Origin of the sequence: Flavobacterium sp. FlaQc-28, assembly GCF_044007415.1 — a bacterium.
Taxonomy (GTDB): domain Bacteria; phylum Bacteroidota; class Bacteroidia; order Flavobacteriales; family Flavobacteriaceae; genus Flavobacterium.
In genome coordinates, this window is sequence record NZ_JBIPCM010000009.1 from 132,054 (window position 1) to 148,371 (window position 16,318).

Consider the following 16,318-nt stretch of genomic DNA (forward strand, 5'->3'; position numbering starts at 1 on the left):
CGAATTTCACAAATTTTCGCTAATTCTATGCTTTGTGTTTATTCCTTAATTTAAAAAGTACATGCTGAAAAATTAGCATAATTAGTGAAATTCGTGGCGAAAAAAACTAAAAAAAGAAGTAAATTCGTCTAAACATTTTATCAGAATGCAAAACATAGTAAAAAGAATTATTGGCGTTGGTGTTATTATTTTAGTCATCGTTTTGGCTTTTAAATATTGCGAGTTCAAAAAAGATGACGATTCAACAATTGATTATAATACCAATTTAATTCAAGAGAAAATACTTAATGTTGGAAAATTGGTTGTTACCGAAGGACATTTCTCTGAGGTGATCACTTATAAAAATCAGCAGAAGTATTTGATGGATATGATTTCATTTGAGAAAAAAGCACTTATTGTGGTAAATGCAAATGTTACTGTTGCTTATGATTTGCACAAAATGAAATACGACATCGATGAAAAAAATAAAACCATCACGATTTTAAATATTCCAAAAGAAGAGATTACTATAAATCCTGATATTCAGTTTTACGATGTTGAACAAAGCAAGCTGAATCCCTTTACAGGCGACGATTATAATAAAATCAACAAATCGGTAAAAGCCAATCTGGCAAAGAAAATCGAAAAATCTTCATTGAAAAGTAACGCTCAAAATCGTTTAATAAGCGAGTTGTCTAAAATTTTAATCCTAACCAATTCAATGGGCTGGAAACTGCAATACAATGGAAAAACGATTGAATCTGATGCAGATTTAAGCGAGGATTTGAAATTGTGATTTATGGTTAAAAGGCTTAGGCAGGCAAAGTTACAAAGATTTTTAGCCACAGATTAAAGGATTAAAATGATTTATTAAATTGTCTCCCGCTAAAGCAGGAGGCAATTCGTCAAAGGTTTTTCACAATCTTGTCATTTCGACCGAAGGGAGAAATCTTCGCAAGTAACTCGACAAAGATTCATTCTCAGTACGGAGCTGCTTGTGGAGATTTGCTTCGCCTGTTCGCTATCGCTCGAGTCTCCTTACGTCGAAATCACATAAAATGAGGAAAAAAACTCTGAATCTTTGAGCCTCTGCACCTTTGAACCTCTTTCCGAAAAAAAAAACTTAAACAGTTTCTTTATCAAAAATCAAATCCAATCCGCCAGAAATCAAATGTGCAATTTCAGGACGTTTTTCTTTCAATTGATCAAGATGTACTAATACTTCCTGCAAAAGCTGTTTTTCGTCAGAATCTTTCAAAAGTTCTGTAATTTCAACATTCAGCAGCCAATCATTTGAATGATTGTTTTTTAGATTTTCAAAAACAGATTTCAGCTCTGTTTTAGAACCATTATTTTTTCTAATATCTCTAACTTTAGCATATAAACTTTCTAAATCATCACGTTCTTCAGAATGTTTTGCTTTAATAGTTTTTGTTGTCGGAACTATATTGATTAAGTCAAAACTATTTACATCAGCAGGACCAGAAAATGCCGAAACTACTTTTTTACCAATTGCCATATCGTAATTTCCCCAATCTGGCTGAAACAAAATAGTTTCGCCATGCGTTACCGTACAGTTTCTAAAACTGATCAGAATAATTTCTCCATGTAAGTTTCTTGATCCTGTAATAATTTCGCCTTCAACAATAATATTGCCTTCAAATTCCAGTTTTACCGTTTCGTTTTCTACAATACTGTAAGCCTGTAAATCTTTCGGACTCATATCTTCAATAGCAAGATTAAAGCCTTTTAGTTTTCCAATCGGACTTCCAAAGCCATGTGGATGCGTTAACGTTCCGTGACCGACTAATTCTTTTTCTCGGTAAGCCAAAGCTGTTTTCCCAGTTGTTTGTATGTAAACCGGTTTTCCTTCATCTTCAATAACATTGGTAAAAACTCCCGAAATTTGTAAACCGGTACTCAGCTCAATTGTTCCTAAAGCATTTGAATGAATTAGTTTTTTAATTCCAGAAAGACCGCCGGTACGCAATGCCATTTTATTAGCAAACTCTTCCAAAATTAAACTTAAATAAGAAAAATTTGGGGTTACATAAAGCTGTGGTTGTAACTGTGTAATATCAAAATTCTGATTGGCAGCCGAAATATCATAAGGGATTTTTTTTACATTATCTGTCATGCACCAAGCGCTTTCTCCAATCGAAGAGAGTAATCCGGCACCGTAAATTTTCGGATTTTCGACAGTTCCAATCAAACCATATTCAACCGTCCACCAATGCAGGTTTCGAATTTGAGCCATTTCAGACAATTCACCCATATCGTTTTGCAAATCGGCAACCGCTTTTTCAGCCTCGTCAATTTTTTCCTGCGGCGTATCTTCGGCTTCTTTCAAAATAGAAAGCAAACGAATCGCTTCATACATCTGATAATCTTTATGAGAAGAAATCGCTTTACAGCCAATTTCGCCAAAACGTCTTAAATATTCTGCATATTCTGGATTGGCAATAATAGGAGCGTGGCCGGCACCTTCGTGAATAATGTCTGGAGCGGGAGTATATTCAATATGTTCTAATTGTCGAATATCCGATGCAATAACCAAAACATTGTAGGCTTGAAACTCCATAAATGCATTTGGCGGAATAAATCCGTCAACAGCAACTGCAGCCCAGCCAATTTCAGTAAGAATACGGTTCATTCCGTACATACTTGGGATAGAATCTATTTCGATTCCTGTTTTGCGTAAACCTTCTAAATACGAATGATGTGCAACTTTTGAAAGATAATCTACATTTTTGCGCATAACGTATCGCCAAACCGCCTGATTAATTGGTGTATAATCACTATAATCTTGAGGTTTAATAAATTGCTTTAAATGTTTTGGCAATCTCTCTAAAAGCGGATTGGTTTCTATAGATGCATTCATTTCGAAAACGTTGTAGATTAGAATGTAAAATTACGAATTTAGGTCGCTAATTTTTGCTATTCATTACAATTTTTTTGTTCGAAATTAAGTTTTATTGCGTTTTTGTAGGTTTTAAAGGAAGTTTGCAGACGAAGGATATTCTATGATTTTGATTTAAATTCAATCACGTTTATTTAATAAAAAAGGTATTTCGATTGAATTATAGGATTACTTTTGAGATTTATTAAGTGCATTTTTTAATTCATTTTCAACATTTCTAAAATGTTCGATTTTATGATTGAACATATAAGCCATGTTCGTTGCACGCATTTTTGCTTCTTCGGTAATTTCTCCAGCAAACTGCGCATCGATTGTAGTATTGAAAATTTGAATCCAGCGGTCAAAATGAGTTCTATCTACAGGTAATTGTTTGTGAGGCGGGAATGGCGTACCTGAATAAGCACGAACATCAAATAATATAGTTTGCCAAAAACCGTACATTTTTTGTAAATGCGGTTCCCAGCGATCCTGCAGTTTATCATTGAAAATAGGACCAATAAGATCGTCTTTTCTAACATTATCATAAAAGCTGTTAACCATTTGTTTTATGTCTTCTATGTTTGAAATGTCTTTAAGCGTTTCCATGTTTTTTTAAATAAAATTGATTGGCAAAAATACGTTATAACTTCTTCTTTATTTGCTGATATTTATCAGTCTCGAATAATTACCCAATTAATTGTGTAAACAAATCCTGATTGTCGTTTAAATATTGAAATTCAAAACCATATTGCGTCATTTTCATTTTAATAGGCATTATGTCTTTTTTCTTTTTCAACTCTAAACCTACCACTACAGAACCTACTTCTCGACTATTCTTTTTAGCAAATTGAAAATAAGTAATATCATCATCTGGTCCTAAAATGTTATTTACAAACTCCTTTAAAGCTCCCGGACGCTGCGGAAATTGAATCATAAAATAATGCATTAAACCTTCATAAAGCAGCGAACGCTCTTTTATTTCAGCGGTTCTTTCAATATCATTATGACTTCCGCTGACAACGCAAACCACAGTTTTTCCTTTTATTTTATCTTTATAAAAATCCAGCGCAGCAATTGTTAATGCACCCGCAGGTTCTACAACCATTGCTTCTTCATTGTACAAACGTAAAATAGTTGTGCATACTTTTCCTTCTGGAACCAGAATAATATCTTCAAGATTATAACGACAGATTTCAAAAGTTTTATCGCCAACTTGTTTTACAGCAGCGCCATCGACAAATTTATCAATTGTTTTTAAGGCTGTGTTTTTGTTTTCTTCGATTGAAGTTTTCATAGAAGGGGCGCCTTTTGGTTCAACTCCGATGATTTTGGTACTTGGACTTAAATGTTTGAAAACTTCAGATAATCCAGAAGCCAGCCCGCCGCCGCCAATGGGTACAAAAACATAATCTATGGGTTCTTTATAACTTTCGAGAATTTCTAAACCTACAGTTCCCTGTCCGGCAATTACTTTTTCATCATCAAAAGGATGGATAAATGTTTTGTGGTTCTTGATAGCATCTGCCGTTGCTGAAGCATAAGCGTCATCAAAAGTATCTCCGGTTAAAACAATTTCTACAAACGATTTCCCGAACAATTGCACTTGTTTTACTTTTTGTTTCGGAGTGGTTTTTGGCATATAAATTTTGCCTTTTATTTGCAGAAGATTACAAGAATAGGCAACACCTTGAGCATGATTTCCTGCACTGGCACAAACTATTCCGTTTGTTTTTTCTTTTTCAGTTAAGGAAGAAATCTTATTATAAGCGCCTCTAATTTTATAAGAACGTACGATTTGCAAATCTTCTCTTTTTAGTAAAATGGTCGATTTAAATTCGTCTGAAAGATTTAAATTTTGGGTAAGAGGCGTTGCAGCAACTACATTTTCAAGCTGTTTTTTTGCGTTAAGTACTTCGTTAAATAAACTCATGTTGTTTTGTTTTTTGCCACGAATTACGCGAATTGACACTAATTTTATTCTCTAAGAGAAAAAATAATTCGTAAAAATTTGTGTAATTCGTGGCTATTTTAAATTGTTTTTAGAATAAAAAACCTCCCGATGTGGGAGGTTCTTATAAACTATATTTTACATACTTATATAACACCTCGCCATTATTGCTGAATTGCAATAATGCTGATAATAGCGATAATAATGTTGTTAAAGTTTGTCATTTTTTATACTAATTGAATAGCAAAAGTAAATAATTATTTTTTTACGGGAGGATATTGAGCTAAAATTTTGCCTACAAATTCTGCAATTCGCTCATCTTTTTTATCTATGTTTCTAGTTAAAACACCAATTCCCTCACCTTGCCAGATCATTTCTTTCTTTTTTGCATCAATAAGATCGATGTATAAAGTTCCTTCAGTTGAAGTAGAAACAGTAGTTTGGTTTCCGCCGTACATCATATAAGGATTCCATCCCCATCCCCAGCCATAACCCCATCCGGCGCTAAATTGATTTACATCAACCTGCTCTCTGGATTTGGTAAAAATATTTACCAATAAGTCTGGATTATCACTTTTTGTAAATCCTTTTGCTTGCATTTGTTGATCAATTGCGCGAAGAATACGTCTTTTATCCAAATCAGAAATTTCGACTTTATCAATTCCAGGTTTAAAGAAAGCATACGTTTTATAAGGCGCAAAATCGACATTTTTGTCGTAATCAGAATATACAGTAACACTGCTGCATGACGATAAGATCATTAGCAGAAAAATCGGAACTAATTTGAATGTTTTCATAGTTATTAAAGATTTAATGTTCTCTTTTGTATTTGTCAGGCTGAGCGAAGTAGAAGCCCTTTTGTTATTATAAGCCTTCAACTTCGCTCAGGATGACATTTGTTTAAAAAATAAACCCCTTTTAATTAAAGCAGACTTTCGTCAACAATATTAGGCAGAGTAACTTTTAATAATGGCTCGACTTGCATTGCTCTTTTTATGGCAAAAATGGCTTCATCATTTCGAGCCCAGCTTCTTCTTGAAATTCCGTTGTTAACATCCCAAAAAAGCATTGATGCTAAACGTTTCGAAGCTTCTTTAGAACCATCAAGAACCATACCAAAACCGCCGTTTATAACCTCTCCCCAGCCAACTCCGCCGCCATTATGAATAGATACCCAGGTTGCTCCTCTAAAGCTGTCGCCAATCACGTTATGAATTGCCATATCGGCTGTAAAGCGTGATCCGTCGTAGATATTTGAAGTTTCTCTGTAAGGAGAATCAGTTCCAGAAACGTCATGATGATCTCGTCCTAAAACAACTGTGCCAATTTCGCCTTTTGCAATTGCTTGGTTAAAAGCTTCGGCAATTTTAATTCTTCCTTCAGCATCAGCATATAGAATTCGGGCTTGAGAACCTACAACAAGTTTGTTCTCCTGCGCACCTTTTATCCATTTGATATTATCCTGCATTTGCTGTTGAATTTCATTTGGAGCTGTTTTTGCCATTTCCTCTAAAACTTGACTTGCAATCGCATCTGTTTTTTGTAAATCTTCAGGTTTTCCTGAGGTACAAACCCATCTAAAAGGACCAAATCCGTAATCAAAACACATTGGCCCCATAATATCCTGAACGTAGCTTGGATATTTAAAATCGATGTTATTTTCGGCCATTACATCTGCGCCTGCACGTGAAGCTTCTAATAAAAAGGCATTACCGTAATCAAAAAAGTAAGTTCCTTTTGCGGTGTGTTTGTTAATTGCTGCGGCATGACGTCGCAATGTTTTCTGAACTTTTTCTTTGAACAATTCTGGATCGTTGGCCATCAAATCATTTGCCTCTTCAAAAGAAATTCCAACCGGATAATAACCTCCAGCCCACGGATTATGAAGAGAAGTTTGGTCTGAGCCTAAATCAATTTTGATGTTTTCCTGATCAAAACGTTCCCAAACGTCAACCACATTTCCTAGATAAGCAATTGAAACTGTTTCTTTATTGGCTTTCGCCAAAGCAACTCTCACTACCAATTCATCTGTAGAAGTTACTACTTCATTAATCCATCCTTGCTCATGGCGAATTTTAGTGATTTTTGGATTTACTTCGGCACAAACCGTAATGCAGCCCGCAATATTTCCAGCTTTTGGCTGAGCACCAGACATTCCGCCAAGACCTGAAGTTACGAATAAACTTCCTTCGGGACTTTGTTTTATTTTTCTAAAGCCGTTTAAAACTGTAATCGTTGTTCCGTGCACAATTCCCTGAGGGCCGATGTACATATAACTTCCCGCTGTCATTTGTCCGTATTGCGAAACGCCTAAAGCATTCATTTTTTCCCAGTCATCAGGTTTCGAATAATTTGGTATAACCATTCCGTTTGTAACTACAACTCTCGGCGCTTCTTTATGCGAAGGGAATAATCCCATCGGATGTCCAGAATACATTGTTAAAGTCTGCTCATCTGTCATTTCAGACAAATATTGCATTGTCAATAAATACTGTGCCCAGTTTTGAAAAACAGCTCCATTTCCGCCATACGTAATCAATTCGTGCGGATGCTGTGCTACAGCATAATCCAGATTATTCTGAATCATATGCATAATTGCTTTTGCTTGCAGTGATTTTCCTGGATACTCGTCAATTGGTCTTGCGTACATTCTATAATCTGGACGAAGACGATACATATAAATACGTCCGTATTTTTCTAGTTCTTCTGAAAATTCAGGAATTAGTTCAGCATGATGTTTGGGTTCAAAATAACGTAATGCATTTTTTAAAGCCAGTTTTTTCTCTTCTGCCGAAAGAATTTCTTTTCTTTTTGGAGCGTGATTAATAGCTGGATCGTACGCTGCTTTTGCAGGTAATATTGAAGGAATTCCTTGTTGTATTTGTTCTTTGAAAGTCATTTTTTTTAAGATACTGAGTTGCTAAGTTATTCTAACTAGATTAACAACAGATTAATTTTTCGTTTTTTAGATTATGCCGCCCCGCTGAGGCTCAAATGTGACAGATGGTTAATTGTTTCTATAAATATGCCGCTCCTCACGGAGCTTTGTGAAATGTAAAATTTACCAAATCCAAAAGCCTTGGAAAGGTGTAATATTTATAGGATATAATAATCGCCTAATATAAAAGATCCAGTGGATCAGAATATTGTGAAATTATCTAATTGTCACATTTTCTAATTAGAAAAACTAGGGATAACGGATATCCGCCCGATGATAGGATTTGTGGATTTTAATCCTAAATTTTCTTGATTGGATATCCATATATTATTTTAGATTGTTGATTTTAGATTTTTGAATTATCTAATTGACACATTTTCAAATTGGCTAATTAGTTTTCTTTCTTATTTCTCCAGTTCGTTTATCAAAACCGTACGGACAATGGCGGCACCCGCTTTTACAGCAATAACCACGTTTTAAATGATGTTTTTCAGTAAAGCATTTATAACCTTCGGGTGTATAGTAAAAATCTTCACCTTCGATTAATTTATTTTCATTACTTTGCTCTTTCATAAATCTGCTTCGCGTTCAGTTTTAATAAATATAAAAATCAAAAATAGAAATAATTGATTATGATTTTAATGAAAATGAACAATTTTATAGCTACAAATTTATAAATTTTATAGCCAATGTTTCTGATTGTTAGCAAATATTTAATTCCAAAAGGATATCGCGGAATGGCTGTATTTCCGTTTGTTTTGATGAAATATGATTTTGATAAAACAAATGGTGTTTTTGTTAATCATGAAAAAATTCATTTAAGACAGCAGTTAGAGCTTTTAATAATTCCGTTTTTTATTTGGTACGCTTTCGAATTTCTGTTTCGTCTAATTCAGTATAAAAACAAAGATCTGGCATATCGAAATATTAGTTTTGAAAGAGAAGCTTACCGTAATGAAACGAACTTAAATTATTTAAAAAACAGATCATTTTTTCAGTTTTTAAATTACATCAAATTAAAATGAATCCAGTTTTCAATCAGTCTATTAATATTAGTTTTCCAGACGATATCTCTTTGACTATAAAGCGAGAAGATTTAATTCATCCGTTTGTTTCTGGGAATAAATTTCGGAAATTAAAATACAATTTACTTCAAGCGAAAGCCGAAAAACAAAAGACTTTATTGGCTTTTGGCGGAGCATTTTCTAATCATATTGCTGCGGTTGCGTATGCAGGAAAAGAGCAGGGTTTTAAAACGATTGGAATTATTCGCGGCGATGAGCTTGGGGATAAAATCGAAGAAAATCCAACTTTGAAATTTGCTCAAGAAAACGGAATGCAGTTAGAGTTTGTTTCGCGAGAAGATTATCGTTTAAAAAGTGAAAAATCTTTTATAGAAAAGTTAAAAAACAAGTTTGGTGATTTTTATTTAGTCCCTGAAGGCGGTACAAATGAGCTTGCTGTAAAAGGCTGTGAAGAAATTTTAACAGAGGAAGATGTTGCTTTTAATTATGTTTGCTGTGCTGTTGGAACTGGAGGAACTATTTCGGGATTAATAAATAGTTCAGCTGAAAATCAGAAAATTTTGGGTTTTCCAGCGTTAAAAGGTGACTTTTTACAAGATGAAATTCGTATTTTTGCCAAACAAGATAACTGGAATTTAATTTCTGACTATCATTTTGGAGGTTATGGCAAGATAAATTTAGAATTAATCGAATTTATAAATGCATTTTTTGAAAAAACAAAAGTGCCCTTAGATCCAATTTATACAGGAAAAATGGTTTTTGGCGTTATAGATTTAATAGGCAAAAAATATTTTCCTGCGCATTCAAAAATTTTACTTATTCACACAGGTGGATTACAGGGAGTTGATGGAATGAATATGAAGTTGATGCAGAAAAAATTACCAATACTTAAAACGAATGATTAAAAAAATTGTACTGTTATTTACGATATTGGTCTTGGCAAGCTGTTCTTCTAGTAAGCCAGCTATTGCCACGACAAAAAAAGCAGCTGCGGTCCAGAAACCGCGAGTAGCGACGACTAAAAAAACTACTCCTGCTAAACCAATAGGTAAAAATTATCCTTCTACAAATAATACAACTGAGGTTATTCATTCTACTTCAAAAACAGTTGTAACCAATGATCTAATTAATAATTATGTTTTGCAGTATAAAGATATTGCAATTGGAAACATGAAAACATACGGAATTCCGGCTAGTATAATTTTGGCGCAGGGAATTTTAGAATCAGGTGCAGGAAGAGGTGATCTGGCGCTTGAAGCAAATAATCATTTCGGAATTAAATGCCATAAAGATTGGCTGGGAGAAAGCGTTCGTCATGACGATGATTCGGCTCAGGAATGTTTTAGAAAATACCCAGAACCGGCAGAATCTTATAGAGATCATGCTTTATTTTTGGTTGGAAAAAAGAGATACGAGTCTTTGTTTACTTATGAAAAAGACGATTACAAAGCTTGGGCAAAAGGACTTAGGGCTTGTGGCTACGCAACAGATCCGAAATATCCAGATAAGTTAATCAGTTATATTGAGCGCTATAATTTACATCAATATGATTGTCAGGTTACAGGAAGAAACTATGTGCCAATAAACACTTCGAACCCACCAAAAAAATCATCTTATGATGTAGCTTCTGATCCAAAGATCAATATGAATCAATACGATCCAAATTTGTATGAGGTTCAAAAAGGAGATACACTATATTCAATTTCAAAGAAATTCAATTTATTGGTTGAAGATTTAAAAAGAAAAAATAATCTGACTGATAATGCAATTTCGATTGGGCAGAGGCTTAAGGTTAAGTAATTAAGTGTTCAATCTGTTTCAAATAATCTAAAATCTAATATCAGAAATCTAATATTATAATGTTATATAAAAGAAGTAGTCAGCTTTTTGCTGAAGCAGAAAAAGTAATTCCAGGAGGTGTAAATTCACCAGTAAGAGCGTTTAAAGCAGTTGGAGGAACTCCAATTTTTGTCAAAAGTGCCAAAGGTGCTTATTTATATGATGAAGACGGAAACAAATTAATAGATTATATTAACTCTTGGGGGCCAATGGTTTTAGGGCATGCTTATCAACCGGTTGTTGATGCAGTGATCGAAAAAGCAAAATTGGGAACTTCATTTGGAATGCCGACTGAATTGGAAACAGAAATTGCAGCTTTGGCTGTTTCTATGGTTCCAAATATTGATAAAATTAGATTTGTAAATTCAGGAACAGAAGCTTGTATGAGCGCAATTCGTTTGGCTCGCGGATTTACAAAAAGAGATAAAATCATCAAATTTGCTGGATGCTATCACGGACATTCTGATTCGTTTTTGATTCAGGCAGGAAGCGGTGCTGTAACTTTTGGATCTCCAAATAGTCCAGGTGTTACAGAAGGAACTGCAAAAGATACTTTGTTAGCTAAATACAATGATTTAGAGAATGTAAAAACTTTAATCGAAGCTAATAAAGGTGAAATTGCTGCTATTATAATTGAAGCAGTTGCGGGAAATATGGGTTGCATTCCGCCTCAAAAAGGATTTTTGCAAGGTTTGAGAGATTTATGTACTGCAAATGGAATCTTATTGATTTTTGACGAAGTTATGACAGGTTTCCGTTTGGCTCGCGGCGGTGTTCAGGAATTGTACAATATCAATGCTGATATCGTAACTTTCGGGAAAGTTATTGGCGGAGGATTACCAGTTGGAGCTTTTGCTGCACGCGAAGAAATCATGAATTATTTAGCGCCTCTAGGACCAGTTTATCAAGCAGGAACATTATCTGGAAATCCGTTAGCAATGGCTGCCGGCTATGCAATGTTGAAAGCGTTAGATAATGATCGTGAAATTTTTACTCGTTTAGAAGAAAAAACTGCTTATTTAGAAGCTGGAATTGACAGGGTTTTAAAAGCAAATAATGTTGTTTTTACAATCAATAGAGTAGGTTCGATGATTTCTGTTCATTTTGATGCAAATCCTGTTGTAGATTTTCAAACTGCAGCAAAAGGAGATAACGAAACGTTTAAAAAATTCTTCCACGGTTTATTGCAGGAAGGTGTTTATATTGCGCCATCAGCTTATGAAACATGGTTTATAACGGATGCTTTGACGTATGAAGATTTAGATTTTACAATTAATGCGATCGATAAAGTTTCGAAAACATTTTAATTTATAGTAACTATTTGTTTTAAAAGGTTTGACTTTACAAAAAGTCAAACCTTTTTTATTGTTGTAAACTTTAATTTATATTTAGTTAATAAAAAGTTAATGACAAGTAAAATACTTGTATAATTGCATTCAAAAATTATTTTTGTTTAACAAATAACCATTAAAACCTATAATAAATGAAGAAAATTTTCATTTTTACTGCAATGGCAGTTTTTATGTTATTTCCTGAAAGTCAGTTTGCCCAATCGACGAAAAAGAAATCCAAAAAAGAAGAGAGTGCTGGAGCGCCAGTAGAAAAAAAATCTGAATCTTCTATCAAAGAGTACAGTAAAGTAATTACTAAAGATGCCGTTTCTGACGAAGGTCTTTTTACGGTTCATAAAGTTGATAAAAAGTTCTACTTCGAAATTCCTAATAAATATCTAAACAAAGATATGCTTTTGGTAAGCAGATTGTCTAAACTGCCTTCTAATCTTGGGGGAGGTTATGTAAATGCTGGTTCTGAAACAAATGAACAATTGATTGTTTGGCAGCGTTTTCAGGATAAAATTCTAATCAAATCAAAATCATATAATGCGGTAGCAAATGATACTTTGCCAATAAGTATTTCGGTTAAATCAAATAATTACGATCCAACATTATTTGCTTTTGATATTGTTGCTTTTAGTAAAGATTCTGCAAATACAGTTATCGATGTTACTAAATTTTACAGTACAGATGTAAAAGCAATCAGCGGGATTTCTGGTCAAATGAGAGAAACGTATAAAGTAAAAGGACTTGATGATTCAAGAAGTTTTATCAATACGATTAAAAGTTTTCCTATGAATATTGAAGTGATTCAGGATATGACTTATAATGCTTCAAAGCCGTCAATGTTGGAAGAAACAGAGTCAATTAGTATTCAGATGAATCAGTCTATGGTTTTACTGCCAGAAGTACCAATGAAACCTAGATTGGCAGATCCACGTGTAGGATGGTTTACCATAAGCCAATACGATTATGGAAGCAATGAATTGAAATCGGATCTTAAAACGTATATCAGAAGATGGAGATTAGAGCCTAAAGATCCTGAAGCTTATGCAAGGGGAGAATTAGTTGAACCAATAAAACCAATTGTATATTATTTGGATCCAGCTACGCCGGAAAAACTTAGAAAATATATTAAACAAGGAATTGAAGAATGGCAAAAACCCTTTGAAACTGCTGGTTTTAAAAATGCTATTATCGCCAAAGATGCTCCAACAAAAGAGGAAGATCCTGATTTTAGCCCAGAAGATGTTCGTTATTCTGTAATTCGTTATGTTGCCAGTACAACAAGAAATGCTGTTGGGCCTAGTGTTTCTGATCCTAGAACTGGAGAAATTATAGAAAGTGATGTTATCTGGTATCACAATCATTTACGTTCATACAGGAATCGTTATTTGTTAGAAACGGGAGCAGCAAATCCATCAGCTAGAACATTGCAGACTAGTGAGGAAGAAATGGGAGAAATGATGCGAATGGTAATTGCGCATGAAGTGGGGCATGCATTAGGTTTTCCTCATAATATGGGAGCGAGTTGTGCTTTTGATACAGAAAGTTACAGAAATGGTGATTTTACACAGCAAAATGGTATTGCAGCAAGTATAATGGACTATGCGAGATACAATTATATTGCACAGCCAGGAGATAAAAATGTTCGTTTTATTCGTAAAATGGGAGCTTACGATCATTACGCTTTAAATTGGGGTTACAGAGTAATTCCAAATTCGAAATCTCCTCAAGACGAAACGCCAACGTTAGACAAGTGGATTTTGGATAAGGCAGGAAATCCGGTTTATAAATATGGTAAACAAAGCAGTACTTTCGATCCTTCTTCTCAAACAGAAGATATTGGAAATAACTCGATGAAAGCGAGTTCTTATGGACTTAAAAATCTTGAATTTGTTGCCAATCATTTAAATGAATGGACGAGTAATGTTACCAACAACTATGAAGATTTAGATGAATTGTATAAGGAATTATTGGATGTTTGGAGCCGTTATGTAGGTCACGTTGTAACAAATGTTGGCGGAGTGTATGAAAACCTTAAAAATCCAAATCAGGCAGGAAATGTATACGAAGTTGTTCCAAAGGCAAAGCAAATTGAAGCAATGAATTGGTTACAGACAAATGCTTTTGCATCTCCAACGTGGATTGTAAACTTAAATACTTTAAAGAATACTGATTATGCTGGTTATACTGAAAGATTTAGAAATTTACAAGTTAGACATCTAAATAACTTATTAAGTTTAGGACGCATTGGCAGATTAATGGATAATGAAATTTTGGGTGCTGATACTTATAAAGCTTTAGATTTCTTTAAAGATATGCGAAAAGGAATTTGGAAAGAGGCTGGCAGCGCCGCAAATGTTACAATTTACCGTCGAAACTTGCAGCGTGCTTATATCGACAGAATGGGAACTTTGATGACAGAAGAGATGAAACCAACAGAAAGATCATCGGGTTATTACAATGTTTCTCAGTCTGATCTTAGAGCTTTAGTACGTGGAGAATTAAATGCATTAAAAAAATCACTTACGGCTGCAAAAGCATTAGGAACAAATCCAGAAACAAAATATCACTATGAAGATTGTATTAAAAGAATTGATTTAATTCTAAATCCTAAGTTGTAGATTTATACAAAACAAAAAAGAGGCTTTCGAGCCTCTTTTTTTATTCTTGATCTTTTCGTTCTTTCATTTTATCTCTCATCTTGTTTTGATTTTCTTTCTGAATGTTTTTCCATTTGCTGTATTGGTCCGCATTCAAAATTGCTTTCATTTTTGCATCATTTGCCTCTTTTTCGTCCATCATTTGTTTTTTGAAAGCATCTTTTTCAGCAGTTGTTGGTTTTGCATTGCTGTCTTTTTTGTCTTTTCTGGCTTCTTTAAATTTTTCAGCTTTAGCATTACGATCTGCTAAAAGTTGTTTTACTTGTGTTTGTTGATTGGCATCTAAATTTAACTCAGAAGTTAGTTTTTTCAACTGCTTTTCACTGCGCTGTTCTGGAGTTAATCTTTCTTTATGCTCACGCATGGGTTTTTGGTCGGCTTCTTGTGCAAAACTTGCTATTCCAACAAATAGCATAGCTGCGATAAATAATTTTTTCATGATGTAAGTTTTTTTAATTGTTTTATATTGATTAGACAATGTTAAAATCAATAGGTTTAATTAGCTAATTAGAATTGTACTTTATTTAACAAATTGAAACGTGAAATTTTAAAGCTTTATTTTAAAAGAAGCATCTAGAATTATTTTTGTATTTTTAAGGTATAAACAAATTAAAATCCAAGAACAATTCATTATGAGTTTAGTTACTACAATCAGCGGAAATAAAATCGCCTTTTTTTCAACACAGCCTTACGATAAAGCTTTTTTTAATCAGTATAATGATGGTTTTGAATTGGAATTTTTCGAAACGCAGCTTAATCCTCAGACTGTTATTTTAATTGAAAATACCGCTGTTGTTTGTGTTTTTGTAAACGACATAGTAAATGAAGCGGTAATTAAACAGCTGGCAGAAAAAGGAGTGAAAATTATTGCACTGCGTTGTGCAGGTTTTAACAATGTTGATTTAGAAGCAGCTAAGAAATATAATTTAAAAGTTTGCCGCGTTCCTGCTTATTCTCCACAAGCTGTTGCAGAACATGCAATGGCAATGATTTTGACTTTAAACAGAAAAACGCATAAAGCGTACAATCGTGTTCGCGAACAAAATTTTTCTCTAAACGGATTGTTAGGTTTTGATTTGTTTGGAAAAACGGTTGGGATTATTGGAACTGGAAATATAGGAAAAGCTTTTGCTAAAATTGCTTTAGGTTTTGGTTGTAAAGTACTGGCTTATGATATTGTTACGAATGATGAAATGATAAAGGACAGTGTCGAGTTTGTATCGCTGGAAACGATTTTTAAATCAAGTGATATTATCTCGCTCCATTGTCCGTTAAATGCTCAAACAAAGCACGTTATTAATAAAGAATCAATTGCATCTATGAAAGATAATGTGATGATTATTAATACAAGTCGAGGCGGATTGATTGAAACGGCTTCGGTTATTGAAGGTTTGAAAGAAGGTAAAATAGGTTATTTAGGAATTGATGTTTACGAACAGGAAGAAAAATTGTTTTTCAGAGATTTATCTGCAGATATTATTCAGGATGATGCTATTCAAAGGTTAATGAGTTTTCCGAATGTTTTGGTAACGGCGCATCAGGCATTTTTTACGAATGAAGCTTTAACGCAGATTGCGTTGGTTACTTTTAATAATATTAAAGCATTGCTGACTGAAAATGATATTGAAAACAAAGCAGCTTTGCTTGTCTAGAAATGATTATAAGGGTGTGTATAAAATTAAAAACAACA

Annotated in this window: 14 protein-coding genes; 7 read left to right on the plus strand and 7 right to left on the minus strand. The window is 33.9% G+C overall.

What is annotated here, in order from left to right:
• The first annotated feature begins 145 nt into the window (after nt 1–145).
• Entirely contained in the window at nt 146–775 is a 630-nt protein-coding gene (locus ACHRVL_RS19800) for a DUF4230 domain-containing protein (protein ID WP_395415066.1), read from the plus strand.
• A 327-nt stretch (nt 776–1,102) separates the two neighbouring features.
• Here ACHRVL_RS19800 and ACHRVL_RS19805 read toward each other — a convergent pair whose 3' ends face one another.
• The 6 genes from ACHRVL_RS19805 to ACHRVL_RS19830 all read right to left on the minus strand — a co-directional run bounded on the left by ACHRVL_RS19805 (nt 1,103) and on the right by ACHRVL_RS19830 (nt 8,337).
• Nucleotides 1,103–2,860 (minus strand): aromatic amino acid hydroxylase, encoded by a 1,758-nt coding sequence (locus ACHRVL_RS19805; protein WP_395415067.1) that lies wholly within the window; start codon nt 2,858–2,860, stop codon nt 1,103–1,105.
• A 207-nt stretch (nt 2,861–3,067) separates the two neighbouring features.
• Nucleotides 3,068–3,484: a group III truncated hemoglobin gene (locus ACHRVL_RS19810; RefSeq protein ID WP_395415068.1), complete on the minus strand. Its 417-nt coding sequence runs from the start codon at nt 3,482–3,484 to the stop codon at nt 3,068–3,070.
• A gap of 79 nt (nt 3,485–3,563) precedes the next feature.
• Entirely contained in the window at nt 3,564–4,808 is a 1,245-nt protein-coding gene (gene ilvA / locus ACHRVL_RS19815; RefSeq protein ID WP_395415069.1) for a threonine ammonia-lyase IlvA, read from the minus strand.
• A gap of 275 nt (nt 4,809–5,083) precedes the next feature.
• On the minus strand, nt 5,084–5,623 hold the full coding sequence (locus ACHRVL_RS19820; RefSeq protein WP_395415070.1) for a DUF4136 domain-containing protein: 540 nt from the start codon (nt 5,621–5,623) through the stop codon (nt 5,084–5,086).
• Between the two features lie 125 nt (nt 5,624–5,748).
• On the minus strand, nt 5,749–7,725 hold the full coding sequence (locus ACHRVL_RS19825; protein ID WP_395415071.1) for a urocanate hydratase: 1,977 nt from the start codon (nt 7,723–7,725) through the stop codon (nt 5,749–5,751).
• Nucleotides 7,726–8,151: 426 nt separating this feature from the next.
• The gene (locus ACHRVL_RS19830; RefSeq protein WP_071636586.1) at nt 8,152–8,337 is read right to left on the minus strand and encodes a DUF5522 domain-containing protein; all 186 of its coding nucleotides are present in this window, start codon (nt 8,335–8,337) and stop codon (nt 8,152–8,154) included.
• Nucleotides 8,338–8,453: 116 nt separating this feature from the next.
• Between ACHRVL_RS19830 and ACHRVL_RS19835 the strand changes: the two genes are divergently transcribed.
• From ACHRVL_RS19835 to ACHRVL_RS19855, 5 genes are all read left to right on the plus strand, one after another.
• Nucleotides 8,454–8,789: a hypothetical protein gene (locus ACHRVL_RS19835; RefSeq protein ID WP_395415072.1), complete on the plus strand. Its 336-nt coding sequence runs from the start codon at nt 8,454–8,456 to the stop codon at nt 8,787–8,789.
• On the plus strand, nt 8,786–9,694 hold the full coding sequence (locus tag ACHRVL_RS19840) for a 1-aminocyclopropane-1-carboxylate deaminase/D-cysteine desulfhydrase (RefSeq protein ID WP_395415073.1): 909 nt from the start codon (nt 8,786–8,788) through the stop codon (nt 9,692–9,694). The genes ACHRVL_RS19835 and ACHRVL_RS19840 overlap by 4 nt, the downstream gene beginning before the upstream one ends.
• Entirely contained in the window at nt 9,687–10,589 is a 903-nt protein-coding gene (locus ACHRVL_RS19845; RefSeq protein WP_395415074.1) for a glucosaminidase domain-containing protein, read from the plus strand. The genes ACHRVL_RS19840 and ACHRVL_RS19845 overlap by 8 nt, the downstream gene beginning before the upstream one ends.
• Before the next feature lie 59 nt (nt 10,590–10,648).
• Nucleotides 10,649–11,935 (plus strand): glutamate-1-semialdehyde 2,1-aminomutase, encoded by a 1,287-nt coding sequence (gene hemL / locus ACHRVL_RS19850; protein WP_395415075.1) that lies wholly within the window; start codon nt 10,649–10,651, stop codon nt 11,933–11,935.
• 176 nt (nt 11,936–12,111) lie between these two features.
• The gene (locus ACHRVL_RS19855) at nt 12,112–14,589 is read left to right on the plus strand and encodes a zinc-dependent metalloprotease (protein ID WP_395415076.1); all 2,478 of its coding nucleotides are present in this window, start codon (nt 12,112–12,114) and stop codon (nt 14,587–14,589) included.
• A 40-nt stretch (nt 14,590–14,629) separates the two neighbouring features.
• On the opposite strand, the gene ACHRVL_RS19860 is transcribed toward ACHRVL_RS19855, so the two are convergent.
• A complete protein-coding gene (locus tag ACHRVL_RS19860) occupies nt 14,630–15,067 on the minus strand; it encodes a hypothetical protein (RefSeq protein WP_395415077.1) in 438 nt (145 codons plus the stop codon).
• A gap of 193 nt (nt 15,068–15,260) precedes the next feature.
• Between ACHRVL_RS19860 and ACHRVL_RS19865 the strand changes: the two genes are divergently transcribed.
• Nucleotides 15,261–16,280 (plus strand): 2-hydroxyacid dehydrogenase, encoded by a 1,020-nt coding sequence (locus tag ACHRVL_RS19865; RefSeq protein WP_395415078.1) that lies wholly within the window; start codon nt 15,261–15,263, stop codon nt 16,278–16,280.
• The last annotated feature ends 38 nt before the right edge of the window (nt 16,281–16,318 follow it).

Coding starts and splice junctions, on each gene's coding strand:
- ilvA (WP_395415069.1), bottom strand. CDS start 4,808: ATGAGTTTATTTAACGAAGTACTTAACGCAAAAAAACAGCTTGAAAAT.
- ACHRVL_RS19800 (WP_395415066.1), top strand. CDS start 146: ATGCAAAACATAGTAAAAAGAATTATTGGCGTTGGTGTTATTATTTTA.
- ACHRVL_RS19805 (WP_395415067.1), bottom strand. CDS start 2,860: ATGAATGCATCTATAGAAACCAATCCGCTTTTAGAGAGATTGCCAAAA.
- ACHRVL_RS19825 (WP_395415071.1), bottom strand. CDS start 7,725: ATGACTTTCAAAGAACAAATACAACAAGGAATTCCTTCAATATTACCT.
- hemL (WP_395415075.1), top strand. CDS start 10,649: ATGTTATATAAAAGAAGTAGTCAGCTTTTTGCTGAAGCAGAAAAAGTA.
- ACHRVL_RS19845 (WP_395415074.1), top strand. CDS start 9,687: ATGATTAAAAAAATTGTACTGTTATTTACGATATTGGTCTTGGCAAGC.
- ACHRVL_RS19860 (WP_395415077.1), bottom strand. CDS start 15,067: ATGAAAAAATTATTTATCGCAGCTATGCTATTTGTTGGAATAGCAAGT.
- ACHRVL_RS19810 (WP_395415068.1), bottom strand. CDS start 3,484: ATGGAAACGCTTAAAGACATTTCAAACATAGAAGACATAAAACAAATG.
- ACHRVL_RS19835 (WP_395415072.1), top strand. CDS start 8,454: ATGTTTCTGATTGTTAGCAAATATTTAATTCCAAAAGGATATCGCGGA.
- ACHRVL_RS19820 (WP_395415070.1), bottom strand. CDS start 5,623: ATGAAAACATTCAAATTAGTTCCGATTTTTCTGCTAATGATCTTATCG.
- ACHRVL_RS19840 (WP_395415073.1), top strand. CDS start 8,786: ATGAATCCAGTTTTCAATCAGTCTATTAATATTAGTTTTCCAGACGAT.
- ACHRVL_RS19830 (WP_071636586.1), bottom strand. CDS start 8,337: ATGAAAGAGCAAAGTAATGAAAATAAATTAATCGAAGGTGAAGATTTT.
- ACHRVL_RS19865 (WP_395415078.1), top strand. CDS start 15,261: ATGAGTTTAGTTACTACAATCAGCGGAAATAAAATCGCCTTTTTTTCA.
- ACHRVL_RS19855 (WP_395415076.1), top strand. CDS start 12,112: ATGAAGAAAATTTTCATTTTTACTGCAATGGCAGTTTTTATGTTATTT.